This window comes from Sphingobacterium sp. UBA7253 (genome assembly GCF_002472745.1).
Taxonomy (GTDB): domain Bacteria; phylum Bacteroidota; class Bacteroidia; order Sphingobacteriales; family Sphingobacteriaceae; genus Sphingobacterium; species Sphingobacterium siyangense.
Window position 1 is genome coordinate 1 of the sequence record NZ_DKSP01000044.1, and the last position, 16553, is coordinate 16553.

A 16553-nucleotide genomic window follows, 5' to 3' on the forward strand; every position below is an offset into this window, starting at 1 on the left:
AAGGTAAGGTAAGGTAAGGTAGAATCTTGCGCGATAATTTTGCAAACATATTACAAAGAATGTTCGCGCACTTCTGTATTTTTAGGCCAGTTTGAACCGAGGCTATCTGAACAGTATGGAAATAAATAAACTTGATAACGCGCCCTTTACGGCATATCAAAAACTTGTGGTGTTTTTATTGGCCATGACGCAATTTACGGTTGTGCTTGATTTTATGGTGATGTCACCGATGGGGGATATCCTGATGAAAGCCATAGATCTCAAACCGGCTCAATTTGGTATTGCGGTTTCGGCCTATGCCTTTAGTGCCGGTGCTTCGGGGCTGCTGACCGCGGGCTTTGCCGATCGTTTTGATCGGAAGAAACTGCTGTTATTTTTCTATTCTGGCTTTATTATCGGAACCTTCTGCTGCAGTTTTGCCAACGATTACTGGACTTTGGTTGCTGCACGAATCGTCACCGGGCTGTTTGGCGGCGTTATCGGCTCGATTTCTATGGCTATTATCACCGATATCTTTACGCTCCAACAGCGCGGACGTGTGATGGGCTTTGTGCAGATGGGCTTCGGTGCAAGTCAGGTCCTGGGGATTCCCATAGGATTATATATTGCAAATAATTGGGGTTGGCATAGTGCCTTCTTGTGGATTGCAGTGATGGCTTTGATTATTGTCGTTATTATAGCGGTCAAACTCATTCCTATTACGGCGCATATAGGTCTTCAGAAACATCAATCTGCGTTAAAGCATCTTTGGTTGACTTTTTCACAGCGAGAATACCGCGTCGGCTTTATGGCAACAGCTTTGCTCTCAATTGGAGGTTATATGATGATGCCTTTTGGAAGTGCTTTTGCAGTCAATAATCTAAAGGTAAGCAACGAACAGCTGCCGATGTTGTTTATGATTTCAGGTATTGCATCCTTGATTATTATGCCTATTGTAGGAAAATTGAGTGACCGTTACGATAAGTTTAAGATTTTTGCTTTCGCTTCCCTTTGGCTTATGATTGTCGTATTTATCTACACGAACCTAGGTGTTACGCCATTTTATATCGTTGTTATCTTAAACATTTTAATGATGGCCGGCATTTTAAGTCGGATGACGCCATCTTCGGCTTTGATCACTGCTGTTCCCGAGATGAAAGATCGGGGCGCATTTATGAGTATCAGTTCTTCGTTGCAACAGCTGGCAGGTGGTGTTGCTGCTTCATTAGCAGGTGTAATCATTGTCCAAGAAACAAAAGAAAGCCCCTTGGAACATTACCCGACATTGGGGATGATTGTTATTCTACTTTCCATTGTCGGTATTTTTATGATCTATCGGGTAAGTAGTATGATCAAAAAACGGCGCGCTGTTTCTTAAAACAAAATTGCCTTTATCGTTATTAGTTCTTAAAATATGAATTGTTAAAGAGAGATGGAATTATGGAAAAAATAGTTAGATATCCACATCCAAATGGAGAGATAACCGTCCTTTGGATACCGGAACGCTGTGTACATGCTGCAGTTTGTGTAAAGAGTCTGCCGAATGTGTATCATCCGAAAGATAAGCCCTGGGTTACGGCCCAAAATGCGAGTACGGCCGAATTGATTGAACAGATCAAGCACTGTCCTTCGGGAGCTCTTCAGTACGAAATAAAAAAATAATAGCTGTTGTATTGTTAAGGCAAAAAAAAAGCATCATTTATAATTAAATGATGCTTTTTTTGTTGGCGGTCTGGACGGGACTCGAACCCGCGACCCCATGCGTGACAGGCATGTATTCTAACCAGCTGAACTACCAGACCAACAATTGTGTTTTTAAAATTTTAGCGGTCTGGACGGGACTCGAACCCGCGACCCCATGCGTGACAGGCATGTATTCTAACCAGCTGAACTACCAGACCTAAAATCTTAAGGATTGTTTTTAATAATTTTTGGCGGTCTGGACGGGACTCGAACCCGCGACCCCATGCGTGACAGGCATGTATTCTAACCAGCTGAACTACCAGACCTAAAAATCTTAAAAACTTATTTTGTTAAAGAACGTATGAGATTTCTCTCTCTTTTGAAGCGGTCTGGACGGGACTCGAACCCGCGACCCCATGCGTGACAGGCATGTATTCTAACCAGCTGAACTACCAGACCTCAACCCTTCTCCTCAGAAGGTGTGCAAATATAGCGTTTGTTTACGTATCTGCAAAGATTTTTTGAAAAAAAACTAATCTACTTGGCCATCTTTCATCTTCTCTGCATTCTCAGCAAACTGCAATGCATCGATAATTCCTTGAATATCACCGTCCATAATTGCCGGTAAGTTGTACATCGTCATTCCAATACGGTGCTCCGTTACGCGACCTTGAGGGTAGTTATATGTGCGAATTTTTGCCGAACGGTCTCCTGTAGAAACCAAAGTTTTTCTTTTTGCAGCGATGTCGCCGTTCTTTTTGTTCAACTCGAGCTCATAAAGTTTGTTCCGCAACATCTCCATCGCTAACTCACGGTTGGCTAATTGGGAACGTTCTACCTGACAAACAACAACGATACCCGTCGGTTTATGCGTCAACTGTACCTTTGTTTCGACCTTGTTGACGTTCTGTCCACCAGCACCACCCGAACGGGATGTCTGTAATTCTATATCACCAGGATTGATCTCAACATCGACATCTTCAGCTTCAGGAAGAACTGCAACAGATGCCGCAGAAGTATGTACACGGCCTTGAGTTTCGGTATCCGGAACGCGTTGTACACGATGTACTCCTGATTCGTATTTCAATTGTCCGTAAACGTCTTCACCGATAACTTTTAAAATCACCTCCTTGTAACCGCCAGAGGTTCCTTCGGTAACGTCCATTACTTCGTTGCGCCAGCCTTTGGTTTCGAAATAACGTGTGTACATGCGGTAAAGGTCACCCGCAAATAAGGCTGCTTCATCACCACCTGATCCACCACGAATTTCGATAATGGCATTTTTCGCATCTTCAGGATCCTTCGGAATAAGCATTAGGCGAATTTCTTCTTCTTTTTCTTCTTTTGCTACGTATAAAAGATCCAATTCCTCTTTGGCCATCTCACGAAGTTCTTGATCCTTCTCGTTCATGATGATGTCCTTATTGGTATCAATATTACTCACCATATTTTTGTAAATATGGTATTGGTCCACAATTTTGCCCAAATCTTTGTACTCTTTATTCAATTTGGCAAAACGTTTCATATCTTGCATGGTATCAGGGTTGCTCAATTCAGCTTCCACTTCTTCCCATCTTTCTTTTATCGCTTGTAATTTGTCTAACATATATCAAAAATGCTTCTTCTAGGAATGTATGACCTAGATTACTATTGAGTGTACAAAAGTAAGGAAATTTTGTTGCTTTTAAACAACCTAGCCTGCTATTAATGAGAGGAAACTGCTTTTAGTCCTACGATGGAAGCAATCAGCGTGAAAATAAAGAATATGCGCCAGAAATCTGCTGGCTCCTTAAAGAAGAAGATCCCCATTAAAACAGTACCTACCGCACCTATTCCGGTCCAAACAGCATAAGCGGTGCCCAAGGGAAGTGTCTGTGTGGCTTTGATCAATAAGCCCATACTTGCAAATAGGAATACAACAAAGGCACCATACCAGAACCATTGCCCATTCCCGGTTGCATCCTTGGCTTTACCCAAACACGTGGTGAAACCAATTTCACATAATCCGCCCAATATTAAAAATATCCAGTTCATATCGTTTTCTATTTTTTATTTTGGTACAAAGTTCCAGCTTTTGGCCGATAATAATTTTTACAAATGTTAAAAATTTGTGTGAATAGTTGCGCGAATCCGACTTAAGGTAACTTGACTGACGCCGAGATAGGAGGCGATGTAACCAAGTTTGATCCGCTGGATATATTGGGGGTATTTTTGAAGTAACTCGGCATAGCGCTCTTGGGCAGTATTAAAGAGCTTGGACATGGTTCGTTGTTCGGCCTTGATGAATTCAAGTTCAGCCATCTTTCTTCCCCAGTTTGCAATGGCAATATCACTTTCGTAGAGGTCAAAAAGTTGCTTTTGGTCTATCTGATAAACAACACTATCCTCCAAAAGGTCTATGTTTTCATAACCTGGGGTATCATGGACATAACTATTCATGGATATGAGTGTTCCACCGGGTGAAACAAAATCCAGGGTAATCTGGCGGTTGGCCGTCTCGTAGTAAACGCGGGCTAATCCTGAAGCCAGAAAATAGATGTCTTTTTGAATTTTGTCCTGTTCGATCAACAGGCTATTTCTTTTCGCCGTAATTTTCTTACTCACCTGCTCCAATTTTGCAGCACTTTCAGGCGTTAAAAAGTGATAACCGTTCAGGCAATCGGATAAAGAAATTAGGATTTGCTCGCCCATTTTTCCAAACGTAAAGTTTCACCATCCCAAACTGCATAGGTATGGTAATTGATCCATTCCCCTAAATTTAGAATACGACTATTGGCGTTCAGCTCAACATCATAGGGAAGATGTCTATGGCCAAAGATATAGTAGTCGTGATGTTGGGTTGACTCCAGTTCCTTTGCATAACCGATCAACCATTCTTTGTCTTCGCCCAGAAACTTTTCGTCCTCATTATTCGAAAGCCTGCTATGTTTGGACCAACGTGTCGCGATTCCGATTCCGAGATTTGGGTGCAACCGTGCAAATAGCCATTGACAGAGACGGCTCCGAAATACTTTCTTGAGTATCTTGTATTTGTAATCTCCCGAACCTAAACCATCGCCGTGGTGAATGTAAAAATGTTTTCCGTTGAGATGTAACTCCAGCTCATTGTCGATGATGCGTACATTTAATTCCTTTTTGAGGTAATCAAACATCCACATATCGTGGTTGCCTTTAAATAAAGTAATGGGAATGCCGAGATCTGCAATTTCGGCTAATTTACCCAAAAAGCGGATATAGCCTTTTGGGACAACAGTCGCATATTCAAACCAGAAATCAAAAATATCACCAACAAGATAGAGCTGTGCAGCATCTGTTTTGATCTGGTCCAGCCACTGTATAATTTGCAGCTCCCTTTCCCGTGAACGTTCCAAGGGGTAAGATCCAAGATGAAAGTCGGAGGCAAAATAAATTTTTGTTCTTGTTGACATGTGGCCAAAACTAAAAAAAATGGAGGCGAATACAAAATTCGCCTCCACAATATATTTTGCTATGATTTAGATAATTCGGTGATCAGCGCTTTTAGATATTCCGTAGCATCGGGATCAATGCGCTTCAAAGACTGCTGAAGTTGATCTGGATAAGCACTTTTTATTGCCATGATTGAACTTGCAATAACCATATAGGATTTGTCAGCTACAGCATTCAGAATTAGATTTTTGTATTTTTTATCTTTTGTCTGTGCAAGCTTTTGAATCGCAGAGGCACGGATAACAGAGGCTTCGGACTTCTCTGCAAGTGCCAAGATGGTTTTTTCGGCTGACTTGCGGACCGCGGGATTGCTTAGATCGAGACCTTGAATCGCTGTTGCGGCAAGATCCGCATCGGTATCCGCCAATGCTTTTGTTAAGATTTGCTGGCTGATGGTATTTGTTGGATTTTTTGAGGCATAAGCAATCGCACCGACGCGGTTGGCAAATGTAGGGGCGTGCTCATATTGATATAAATAGTCGGCATCTGATTTATCGATTTGAATTTGACCCACGAGTGTTTTTTCGGGATCAATATCAATAAATTCAACAGCAGCAGGTAGCGGGATCATAAATTGGGCATTCCGCCTGTTGAGTTGAAATGTCTGTCTGATCTTCCCATTTTTGGTGTAGATATCGACGGCCAAGGGAAGCTGGAAAGTCTGTACCGTAGAATCTTGAATTTGGGCTACATTCAGTATGACACTGTTCTCTCCGTTTCTTGTTGTGATCTTCAAAATTGGATGTCCGCCTTGGTAATACCATTGATTGAAGTACGGAGCCCAGTCTTTGCCGGTCACTTCTTCCATTGCTAGACGGAGCTGTTGCGGCTCGCCGGTTTTAAAGGAATTGTCTGTCAAGTATTTTTTCAACGATTGATAGAACGCTTCATCACCCATTTGCTCTTTTAGGGCATAGAGAATCAATGAGCCTTTCGCATAGCTGATATTATCAAACATATCTTCTTTATCATGATAATAATAACGGGCTAAAGTCGGGCTTTTCCCATTTTTAGTCGATTTGAGATAGGACTGGAGTTTTTCAAATCTAGATTTATCGCCACGATCTTTACCGCCATCGTGCTCACGCCAGATAACTTCGCCGAAAGTGGCAAAAGATTCGTTCATGGTTAAATTGGACCAAGATTCTGCTGTGACCAAATCACCAAACCACTGGTGAAATAGTTCATGCGCAATCGTTCCTTCCTGATTATCGTCCAACAATTCGCGTTTCGTCTTTTGTACATGTTCGCCATGTAGTGTTGCACTTGTATTTTCCATGGCGCCTGAGACATAATCGCGACAGACAATCTGCGCATATTTATTCCAAGGGTAAGGAACACCCAAAGTCTTGCTGTAGAAGTCCATCATCGCTGGTGTCTTACCGAAGATATCTTTGGCATAGGGCGCATATTTAGGTTCAAGGTAGTAGTCAACGGGGATATTGTTGTATTTGTCCTGATAGATTTTAAAATCACCAACGGCCATCATAAATAGATATGGGGCATGTGGTAAATCCATTTTCCAGGTATCTGTACGTGTACCATCACTATTCTTCTGTTGATTGCTCAATGCACCGTTCGATAAACTTACATAATTGTCAAGAACAGTCATGGAGATTTCTGCTGTAGTCTTTTGGTTGGGGCGATCAATCGTCGGGAACCAGGCTGATGATGCTTCCGTCTCACCTTGTGTCCATATTTGACGAGGTTTGTTCGGCATGCGTTCATCAGGGTTGATAAAATATAGTCCCTTAGCATCGTTAATCGCTGCGCTGCCCTGAACTTTTAATAAGTTGGGTTTTGCTGTGTAATCGAGGTATACTGTATATTGTTCCTTGGCAACGTAATTACGGTCCAGCTTGATCAGCAGGGAATTATTGTCATAGCTATACTTTAAAGGGACCAATTGTTGGCCATTGACTAGCGACACCTGTTTGATATCCATGCCTTTTGCGTCGAGACGAAGGGAATCTGTTGGATAGAAATGGGGTTGTAACGTGATCCACTCTTTTCCATTGAGGAATTGATTGGTATAGTCAAAACGAACATCCAGCTTGGTGTGGACAAGATTGTTGATCTTCGTAGGAGTGGCTCGATATTGTTGATCTATGGAAAGTTGTTGTGCTTCGCTTATTCCAATTTGAAGAATGGAAATTGACAAAGAAAGATATATGACTTTTTTAAACATTGTTGTGATATTTTCAAGATTTAAATAAATCTAAAGAAATTTCGGTTGCTATGAAAATATACCGCAAAGAAATATGTGTATAATGTTGCTGGATAGGTTGTTGTGCGTTAAAAAATGCAGGTGTATCGTATATTTTAAGATAAGAGATCGATAAATTTATTTATATTCAACTCAAATTGAATTTTCAGGTGCTAAGTGAATAAAACTTAGGTTGGTTGAAACAAGTAGACGATTTTTTATGATAAACAAAAATTTTGGCCTTATTCTAATGATGATAGGTATGGCAGGTACGGCGACGACCGGTTATGGACAACAGTTAACATATCCGAAGACAAATAAAGGAACCGTCGTGGATGAATTTTGGGGTGAAAAGATTGCAGATCCTTACCGCTGGTTGGAGGATGATCGTTCAGCTGAGACAAAAAACTGGGTACAGGCAGAGAATAAAGTGACTTTTGACTATTTGAATGCAATTCCATTCCGTACAAAATTAAAAGATCAATTAACCGAAATATGGAATTATGAAAAAATAGGGACTCCGTTTAAGGAAGGTGCATATACTTATTTTTTTAAGAATAACGGCTTACAGCAACATGCTGTGCTTTATCGTAAACTAGGGGAGACGGGAGGAGAAGAAGTTTTCTTGGATCCAAATACATTCTCGAAAGATGGATCAACTTCATTGGCCGATGTTTCGTTTTCAAAGGATGGCAGTTTAGTCGCCTATTCTATTTCTGAAGGAGGATCAGACTGGCGGAAAGTCATTGTACTGAATGCCAAGGATAAGTCGCCTGTAGGTGAAACGCTAGTGGATGTCAAATTCTCTGGTATTGCATGGAAAGGAAATGATGGTTTTTATTACTCGAGTTACGATAAACCAAAAGGATCTGAACTTTCTGAAAAAACAGACCAACATAAATTATACTACCATAAACTTAAAACAGCCCAATCTACAGATAAATTGATTTTTGGTGGCCCTGAAACACCGAGACGTTATATAGGAGCTTCATTAACAGACGATCAACGTTACCTGATTATTTCCGCTGCAAATACGACAACAGGAAATGAACTTTATTATCAAGATCTCAATCAGCCGAACGGCAAGATTGTCTGCTTACAAGATCATTTTGACGCAAATACAGGTGTCGTTGACAATATTGGGGATAGTTTCTTATTGGAGACGAACTACAAGGCTGCCAACAACCGTTTGGTAAAAGTTGATTTGAAGAATCCTGCAAAGGAGAACTGGAAAGATGTTATTCCAGAAACTGAAAATGTACTTTCGATCAGTACGGGTGGAGGCTATCTTTTTGCAAACTATTTGAAAGATGCCGTTTCGGTTGTGATTCAATACGATTATACGGGTAAAAAGATTCGGCAAATAGAATTGCCTGGTGTGGGTACGGCGAGTGGTTTTTCGGGTAAGAAAAAGGAAAAAGAAATCTATTTTGGTTTTTCAAATTACATTACACCTTCTTCAAGTTATAAGTTTGACGTAAATTCTGGTCAGTCTACACTTTATATCAAACCTAAGGTGAAATTTGATTCCGATCAGTATGAATCGAAACAGGTTTTCTACACATCCAAAGATGGTACTAAGGTTCCGATGATTATTACGTACAAAAAGGGGATTGTCTTAAATGGGAAAAACCCGACGATTGTGTATGGTTATGGCGGCTTTAATATCAGCTTGACACCTGCCTTTAGTACTTCCGTTGCAGTTTGGTTGGCCAATGGTGGTGTTTATGCTGTTCCGAATTTGCGCGGAGGGGGTGAATATGGTCAGAAATGGCATGATGGCGGTAGACAATTCAACAAATTGAATGTGTTTAACGATTTTATTGCCGCGGCACATTATCTTCAGGAGAATGGTTATACATCACCCGAGTATACTGCTTTATCGGGGGGCTCAAATGGTGGCTTGCTCGTTGGAGCAACAATGACAATAGATCCCAAAGTAGCCAAGGTCGCACTGCCTGAGGTTGGTGTTTTGGACATGTTGCGTTATCATACCTTCACAGCTGGTGCAGGTTGGTCCTATGATTATGGTACGGTCAGTGATAGCAAAGAAATGTTTGATTATCTGAAAGCATATTCTCCGGTGCATAATGTGAAATCTGGGGTTTGTTACCCTGCGACGATGGTCTTTACCGGAGATCATGATGATCGGGTGGTACCGGCGCACTCCTACAAGTTTGCTTCCGAACTGCAGTCAAAGCAAGCGTGTGATAACCCCGTATTGATTCGTATTGAGACAAAAGCTGGCCACGGTGCTGGACGGTCAACAGAAGTTCTGATCAATAGTACAGTTGATAAATATGCTTTCGCGCTCTGGAATATGGGTATTAAAGAGTTAAAGTAAGTAGACAGTTTTCCAGTGCTCAAAGCATTATCTGTTGGTTCAAAGCACTGTTTGTAGAGCAATGAATAAAAAAGCCGCGATCAAGTTATTGACCGCGGCTTTTTTATTCATCGACGATTAGAATATCTTCTTATTGCCAAGTCTTTTCACCTTTTTTCATTTTTTGTAAGGTCGCTACATATTCTTCTTTTTGGGTAGCATCTGTGATAAGTGAAATTGCTTTTTCTTGCGTTTTAATAGCTTTTTCTTTTTCTCCAAGGCGATACAATATGTTTGCAAAAGTGTCTAGATACATCGGCGCATCTTTTTCTTTCTCATTGGACAATTTACTCCATTCCGCTGCTGCTTTTAAACAGGCAGGATCATTGCAGTTTTCAAAAATAGACCAAGCCATGTTGTTCAATTCCGCTGCTGTGATGGTCGAACCATATTTTGCAATATATTTATTGAAGCTATCTCTTAAGCCCGGGTAATTTTTGGTATAACCGTAATAACGTGGTTGCATTTCGAGACTTGCTTTTTCTGTATTGACAGTTGGATATTTTTGCGCCAATTCTTTTTCTATGCTTGCGAAATCAACCGTTTCCTTTGCACGGATTTTGGTGTTTACGGCGTTACTAACCAACAGCTGGGACAAGAAGTCATTTGCTTTTACTTTTTCACTGACGGCGTCAAATTTAGCAGGGTTATCTTTGATTAAATTAAAAGCCTTAGAATCGACAACATTTGCCGCCGAAAGTAATAAATTGATATTCTCCTTTGTAAAGATTTGATCTGTAGTCAAGGACGCTAATACGACTCCTTCCGCTTTTGCCTGTGTCTCTTGATCATAAGCTTCTTTGGCTGCCATAGCCATACTTTTAGCAATGTTTACATTAGTTGGGTCGGCATTAAATTTTGCTAATAGCGTTTCATATTGTGTATTTGGATCAAGTGATTTTTGTGCTTTCGCTATAAAATCGTCCGCTTCACCGCCACCAACGATACGATGAACAAGGGTACCTTTTGAATCAAAGATCAGAAAAGTTGGGTATGCCCTAACTTTATAATCTTTGGCAAAACGGTCGGCCTCTTCGTACCATGATTTTACATCTTCATTATCATTCTTGGTTTTATCCATCTGAATTTTTGCATTGATAAACTTTGCATTGAAGAAATCACCTACTTTAGCTTGTGGGAAGATAGTACTCGACATATATTTACAAGGGCCACACCAGGTTGTAAAACAGTCTACAAAAATGAATTTGTTTTCTTTAGCCGCTTTTTCTTTAATCTGACTCCAGTTGAGCCCATGCTCAAATTTGACCCCCTCGCTTTGCGCAAACAGTAGGGTAGGGATTAGAAATAGCATTAAAATCAATTTTTTCATAATGTTGGTATTTTAGATTTTTAATTTAATCGTTCGCATTAGTTGGGATAAGGTTAGTTCTCCCAAGTTTTTATTCCTTTCATCATTTTGTCCAGTGTTTCTTGATAGATAGGACGATCGTCCTCACTGGCCATTTCAATAGCTTTGTTTTGCCACTTTATGGCTTTTTCTTTTTCTCCTTTCTTATAGAGTAGGTTTGCATAGGTATCCAAGAATGCACTGCTTGGATCTTCAATGATGGATTTCTTGCTCCAGCTTAACGCGGATTCAATACATGCAGCATCGCTACTATTGTTAAAAATAGTCCAGGCAAAGGTATTTAATTGATGTGGAGTAAAATCTTCTGACGAAAGGTAATCATTGATCGTATTCTTCATGGCTACATAATTCTTCACCTGAAGGTAGTAGTGTGCTTTTATCTTCTTGAACATCGGAACGAAATCGATGTCTGGATATTTTGCAGCAAGTTCATTTTGATAACTATCCCAGTTGGGTTCATGTTTGGCATCTATTTTAATCTGAAATAATTCGTTGACGACAACATTTGCCAGAGTACGGTTGGCAATACCTGGTGACTCTAATAGAATATCAATTTTCTCTTTATTGTTGCGAATAAGATTGAAAGCTTTTGAATTGGTGAATTTGGCAGCCGCCAATAAAATATGGACATTTTCTTTTTTGAATAGTTCATCCGTGCCCAATGAATTTGCTAAGGTATTTTCTGCCTTTCGTGCTGTATTTTCATCGTAAGCGATATTTGCTGCTTTCAGCATCTGCTTTGCTGTATAAATATCTTGAGGTCTTTTCTCGAATTTTTTTAACAGCGTGTAATACTGTGTTTCGGGATAAAGGCCATCCATCACATGACCGACAAATTCGGGAGCGTCACTTGCACCGACAATCCGGTGTACCGCTTGCCCATTGGGATTAAAGATAAGAAATGTGGGAAAGGATTGAATATTGTATTCATTGGAAATAGCACGCGCATCGGCATACCATTTTTTGACATTGGCATTGTCGGACTCTGTGGAATCCATTTGTACCCTAACACTAATGAAGTTCTGATTAATTGGCTGCCCCACCTGCTCTAAGGGAAAGATCTCATTGCTCATATATTGGCATGGGCCACACCAGGTTGCAAATAGCTCTACGAAGATAAACTTGTTCTCAGCTTGTGCCCGCTCCTTTATTTGTTTCCAACTCAACCCTTCTACAAATTTCACCCCCTTGGTCTGGGCCTGAGCCAAATTCCCGAATAAAATTGTAAGGCATAATGCGATTATACTTCTCATACTCACTCAACAAAAGATTCATAATTATGTTTAAGTTATTAAATTAATCTGAAAACAAAAACACCTCTGAAGTATTAATTTCAGAGGTGTTTTCGTGGACTGATAAATCGCTTATTTGATATTTATCTTCGATTTTAAATCTTTTGTTAGACCGTCTTTATGTAACATCAAAGAAGTTGTTTTATAACGTACAAATTCTTTTGACGCATATAAATAACCATGATAGTCATTTGTTGTGCCCCAAGAGTTTTTAACGATGTAATACTCTTTTCCGTTTTGATCTTTTACAAGACCTACGATATGCATGCCGTGGTCATCTGTAGTTTGCCAGTTATCGAAAGCTTTTTGTCTTTCTTCCGCTGTTACTTTTAACTCTGGTTTAGGACCAACAAACATTGTTGACTTTTCCTGATCTGTCATTTCCTCGAAAGGTTTTTCTGGCACATAAGCTACACCGTTTTTCCAAGAGAAGCCTTTTTCTGATACGTCAGTTGCCCAAGCTACAGTATAACCCTTTTGTAAAGCATTGTCAATGATGTCCGTTAAATCGTTCATCTTAACATTATAGAAACGGTCGAATGACCAGTTGTCAGGAATCAACAATACGAATTGGCTATAGTATGGATGGTCAGTTACCGAAGCAATACCAACGTAATCATCCGGATTGATACCGATTACCTGATCTGCAAAAGTGCGTGGTGTATAAGATTTACCGTTGTAATCAAATTTCTCAGGTACTTCTCCAAGATAAGAATCCATCGCTGCGGTATATGCTTTCTCCCAGTTTGGCGTTAATGTTTTGCCTTTTACTACTGCTCCTAACATCGCATCCAACATATTTGTCATTTCACCAAAGTTGTTACGTGTAGTGCCGTAGTGAAGACCTGTGTAAGCAGATTGCGGCATTGTACCGTATTTACGGAATGAGTTCAAAACATCATGGAATTGACCACCTTCACCCAATGATAATCCACCATGAAGGCGTACATAAGTACGAGCTTTGTCTAAGTACGTATTGCGCGCAGTATAAATTTGGGAGATCTCAACTGGTTTTTTACCCATACGGATCATCTCAGACTCCAGGAAAGAATTACCTGAATAAGACCAACAAGTACCTGATGAACCTTGGTTTTTGATGGATGTATTACCTAGATTGATAACTTCAGTAAATGTAAATCCAGATTTGCTATTGTCATTTTGATTTGCTTTTAGTGCATTGATCAAATTGTCCTGTGCTTGTACTTGGAACGAAGCTGCGAAAAGTGAAGCAGCTAGTACAATCGTTTTATTCCAATTCATTGTTAGTATTTTGTTAATTTAGTGTGGTGCTAAATTAAATAAATTAAATTTAGTAAGGTAAATTCCTATGTAAAATAATTGTTCTTAAAAATCTACTATTTTTTTGCTAATCTTTTGTTGGAGAATAGGATATATAAGAAATGTTAACATCAAATAGAAATGGTCAGAAATTTCTTTCTGACCATGGTGTTTTGTATCGTTTATAATTTAGCGCTGATTACCGGTGTTTTTTGTCGAACGATGACCACCGGTAGCTTTTCAATAATCGCTTAATCGGCCGGTGAAGGCTTTTTTGGAAAAAGCAGTGAAGCAATAATACTCAATGCAAGTATGCTGACAATAACAATCAATGAATGTGTTGTTGTAAAACCTACTTCGGCCAACCAGTGATGCAGCAGCATCTTTAGACCAATGAAGACCAGCAAAAATGCTAAACCTACTTTGAGATATTGGAATTTGTGGATAATATTGACCAAAAGGAAAAACATAGACCGCAATCCAAGTATGGCAAAAATATTGGAGAAAAATACAACATAGGCATCTTTGGTAACCGAGAAAATTGCAGGGATAGAATCCACAGCAAAAATCAAATCCGTAAATTCTATGACCAGTAATACAAGAAATAGTGGCGTCATATATTTCACTCCGTTCTCTACATGGAAGAAGTGCCCGCCATCTAATTTTGGTGTTACCTTAAAGTATCGGGAAGCGAATTTAACAACTGGGTGGTTCTGTGGATCTACTTCTTCTTCCTGGTTACGGTTGATAAACATTTTTACCCCTGTAAAGACCAGAAAAGCACCAAAAACATATAGAATCCAGCCGAATTTAGCAATCAGGGTAGCGCCAAGGAAAATAAATAAAAAACGCATAATGATTGCGCCCAAAATCCCCCATACCAAAACTTTATGGTAATAGCGCTCCGGAATACCAAAAGAAGTGAATAATAATACCATCACAAAGATATTATCTACGGATAAGGCATATTCCACAACATAACCGGTGAGATATTCCAGGCCAAGATTTTTGTTGTAGAGCTCGAGACTCGCCGCTAAATCACCCGGAATGATTTTAATATCGTGGTGGTGTTTGGTAATGATTTCCTGAAGGTGGTCTAAGTCATGGATGTTGTGTAGTTCAAATCCATAGTGACGAAGAAGCCAATAGAAACCCAATGAGAATAAGACCCAGATGGCGCTCATGATGCTAGCCATCTTTAGGCTAACAGGTTTGTCGCCTTTGGAGAATAAGCCTAGATCTATTGCTAGCATAAGTGCAATAAAGATGAGGAATCCGCCAAAAAACATTAATTCGTGACTCATTTTATTTTTTTCTTTCTGTTGTATATTTTACCAGCTGCTCCAACCCCGCTTTGTATTCACTGTCGGGAAAGTCTTCCAAAATCCGGAAAGCGTCTTGTTGGTATTCCAGCATCTTATTTGTAGCGTATTCGAGCCCTCCGCTCTGGCGGACAAAGGCAATGACTTCGGCCACTTTGTGTGCATCCTCATTATGGTTTTTAATCAAATTAATGATCCTACGCTTTTCACTTGAAGTTACTTGATTCAAGGCATAGATTAGCGGTAAGGTCATTTTCTTCTCTTTGATGTCATTGCCGAGCGGTTTGCCGACATCATCTAACCCAAAGTCGAACAAATCGTCCTTAATTTGAAATGCAATTCCGATTTTTTCACCAAATTGATGGAGCTTATCTATTGTTTCCTGATCTGCATTGGAAGAAGCCGATCCACAGGCACAGCAAGACGCAATCAGCGACGCTGTTTTCTTCCGTATGACCTCAAAATAAATAGATTCTTCAATATCCAGTTTACGGGCCTTTTCGATTTGAAGCAATTCACCTTCGCTCATCTGATCCACAGCTTCCGATACAATTTTTAACAAGTGATAATCCTGATGTTTTACAGAAAGGAGCAGGCCTCTAGACAGGAGAAAATCACCCACCAAAACAGCTATTTTATTTTTCCATAATGCATTGATGGAGAAAAAACCTCTGCGTTCATAGGAATTGTCCACCACATCATCATGTACGAGTGAGGCGGTATGCAACAATTCTACGAGAGCAGCTCCTCGGTAAGTGGACTCATTAATTCCGTTGCATATACCAGCAGAAAAGAACACAAACATAGGCCGCATTTGTTTGCCTTTACGTTTGATCAGGTATTGTGTAATACGATCCAACAAGGGGACGGAGCTTTTCATTGAAGCTTTGAATTTTTTTTCAAAAGCCTCAAGTTCGTGGGCAATAGGGCGTTGGATCTCTCTTAATTTTGACATGAATTGGGGTGAAATACCAAAATAGTTAAAGCTTAAAGATAGTGATTTTGTTACAACTCTTCGACTGCTTTCTCAAGATTTTTGTACCATTCTTCACCATAGGTGCGGATGAGAGGATCCTTTAAAAATTTAAATACAGGTACCTGTAATTCTTTGCCAAATGAGCATGCATCTTTACAGATATGCCAACGGTCATAGTGAAGTACATCGAATTCGGGATAATGTGTTGTCCTGATAGGATAGAGGTGACACGACACGGGTTTGCGCCAATGGACTTCGCCAAGTTCGTACGCCTTTTCGATAGCGCATTTTGTAATGCCATTTTCCCAGGTCACATAGGCACATTCTTTATTCCCATCGACACAGGTGGTCGTTAGATCGCCATCAACATCGACAACATACTTCCCTTGCTCTTCAATCGCTTCAATACCTTTCTCGGTCATATAGGGTTTTACTTTGGGATAAATCTCCTCTAATATAGCCTTTTCACTCTCCAATAAAGGGGCGCCTGAATCGCCTTCAATACAACAGATTCCTTTACATTTTGATAAATTACACACAAAGTCATTGTTGATTAGATCTTCGTGCACCAGTACATTTCCTACTTCAATCATTCTA

At 40.1% G+C, this 16553-nt stretch carries 14 protein-coding genes and 4 tRNA genes; 3 read left to right on the forward strand and 15 right to left on the reverse strand.

All coding sequences use genetic code 11. The features are described from left to right. Positions 1–115 precede the first annotated feature (115 nt). Both B2X72_RS03955 and B2X72_RS03960 read left to right on the forward strand, forming a co-directional pair. Positions 116–1357 (forward strand): MFS transporter, encoded by a 1242-nt coding sequence (locus tag B2X72_RS03955; RefSeq protein ID WP_286848357.1) that lies wholly within the window; start codon positions 116–118, stop codon positions 1355–1357. 62 nt (positions 1358–1419) lie between these two features. Then, positions 1420–1641 (forward strand): (4Fe-4S)-binding protein, encoded by a 222-nt coding sequence (locus tag B2X72_RS03960; RefSeq protein WP_075990963.1) that lies wholly within the window; start codon positions 1420–1422, stop codon positions 1639–1641. A 63-nt stretch (positions 1642–1704) separates the two neighbouring features. On the opposite strand, the gene B2X72_RS03965 is transcribed toward B2X72_RS03960, so the two are convergent. The 9 genes from B2X72_RS03965 to B2X72_RS04005 form a co-directional block, all read right to left on the reverse strand. Further along, a tRNA-Asp gene (locus B2X72_RS03965) sits at positions 1705–1781 on the reverse strand. A gap of 25 nt (positions 1782–1806) precedes the next feature. Further along, positions 1807–1880, reverse strand: a tRNA-Asp gene (locus B2X72_RS03970). A 31-nt stretch (positions 1881–1911) separates the two neighbouring features. Continuing rightward, positions 1912–1988, reverse strand: a tRNA-Asp gene (locus tag B2X72_RS03975). Between the two features lie 59 nt (positions 1989–2047). Continuing rightward, positions 2048–2121 (reverse strand) — tRNA-Asp (locus B2X72_RS03980). A gap of 73 nt (positions 2122–2194) precedes the next feature. Next, entirely contained in the window at positions 2195–3268 is a 1074-nt protein-coding gene (prfA, locus tag B2X72_RS03985; RefSeq protein WP_046672315.1) for a peptide chain release factor 1, read from the reverse strand. 98 nt (positions 3269–3366) lie between these two features. Further along, the gene (locus B2X72_RS03990) at positions 3367–3696 is read right to left on the reverse strand and encodes a DMT family transporter (protein ID WP_075990964.1); all 330 of its coding nucleotides are present in this window, start codon (positions 3694–3696) and stop codon (positions 3367–3369) included. A gap of 66 nt (positions 3697–3762) precedes the next feature. Next, a complete protein-coding gene (locus tag B2X72_RS03995; RefSeq protein ID WP_088160157.1) occupies positions 3763–4353 on the reverse strand; it encodes a Crp/Fnr family transcriptional regulator in 591 nt (196 codons plus the stop codon). Next, positions 4335–5090 (reverse strand): UDP-2,3-diacylglucosamine diphosphatase, encoded by a 756-nt coding sequence (locus B2X72_RS04000; RefSeq protein ID WP_088160158.1) that lies wholly within the window; start codon positions 5088–5090, stop codon positions 4335–4337. The genes B2X72_RS03995 and B2X72_RS04000 overlap by 19 nt, the downstream gene beginning before the upstream one ends. A gap of 59 nt (positions 5091–5149) precedes the next feature. Next, positions 5150–7318 (reverse strand): M1 family aminopeptidase, encoded by a 2169-nt coding sequence (locus tag B2X72_RS04005; protein WP_088160159.1) that lies wholly within the window; start codon positions 7316–7318, stop codon positions 5150–5152. Positions 7319–7556: 238 nt separating this feature from the next. On the opposite strand from B2X72_RS04005, the gene B2X72_RS04010 reads away from it, so the two are divergent. After that, a complete protein-coding gene (locus B2X72_RS04010) occupies positions 7557–9680 on the forward strand; it encodes a prolyl oligopeptidase family serine peptidase (protein WP_145328929.1) in 2124 nt (707 codons plus the stop codon). A 130-nt stretch (positions 9681–9810) separates the two neighbouring features. Here B2X72_RS04010 and B2X72_RS04015 read toward each other — a convergent pair whose 3' ends face one another. The 6 genes from B2X72_RS04015 to B2X72_RS04040 all read right to left on the reverse strand — a co-directional run bounded on the left by B2X72_RS04015 (position 9811) and on the right by B2X72_RS04040 (position 16549). Beyond that, positions 9811–11049: a thioredoxin family protein gene (locus tag B2X72_RS04015; protein ID WP_145328927.1), complete on the reverse strand. Its 1239-nt coding sequence runs from the start codon at positions 11047–11049 to the stop codon at positions 9811–9813. Positions 11050–11102: 53 nt separating this feature from the next. Beyond that, positions 11103–12341, reverse strand: coding sequence for a thioredoxin family protein (locus B2X72_RS04020; RefSeq protein WP_075990969.1), 1239 nt, complete (start codon positions 12339–12341; stop codon positions 11103–11105). Between the two features lie 111 nt (positions 12342–12452). After that, positions 12453–13640 (reverse strand): aminopeptidase C, encoded by a 1188-nt coding sequence (locus B2X72_RS04025; RefSeq protein ID WP_120333595.1) that lies wholly within the window; start codon positions 13638–13640, stop codon positions 12453–12455. Positions 13641–13909: 269 nt separating this feature from the next. Then, entirely contained in the window at positions 13910–14962 is a 1053-nt protein-coding gene (locus tag B2X72_RS04030; protein ID WP_075990971.1) for a TerC family protein, read from the reverse strand. Between the two features lies 1 nt (position 14963). Then, positions 14964–15935 (reverse strand): polyprenyl synthetase family protein, encoded by a 972-nt coding sequence (locus tag B2X72_RS04035; RefSeq protein WP_075990972.1) that lies wholly within the window; start codon positions 15933–15935, stop codon positions 14964–14966. A gap of 50 nt (positions 15936–15985) precedes the next feature. Beyond that, positions 15986–16549 (reverse strand): DUF3109 family protein, encoded by a 564-nt coding sequence (locus B2X72_RS04040; protein WP_046672325.1) that lies wholly within the window; start codon positions 16547–16549, stop codon positions 15986–15988. Positions 16550–16553: the final 4 nt, after the last annotated feature.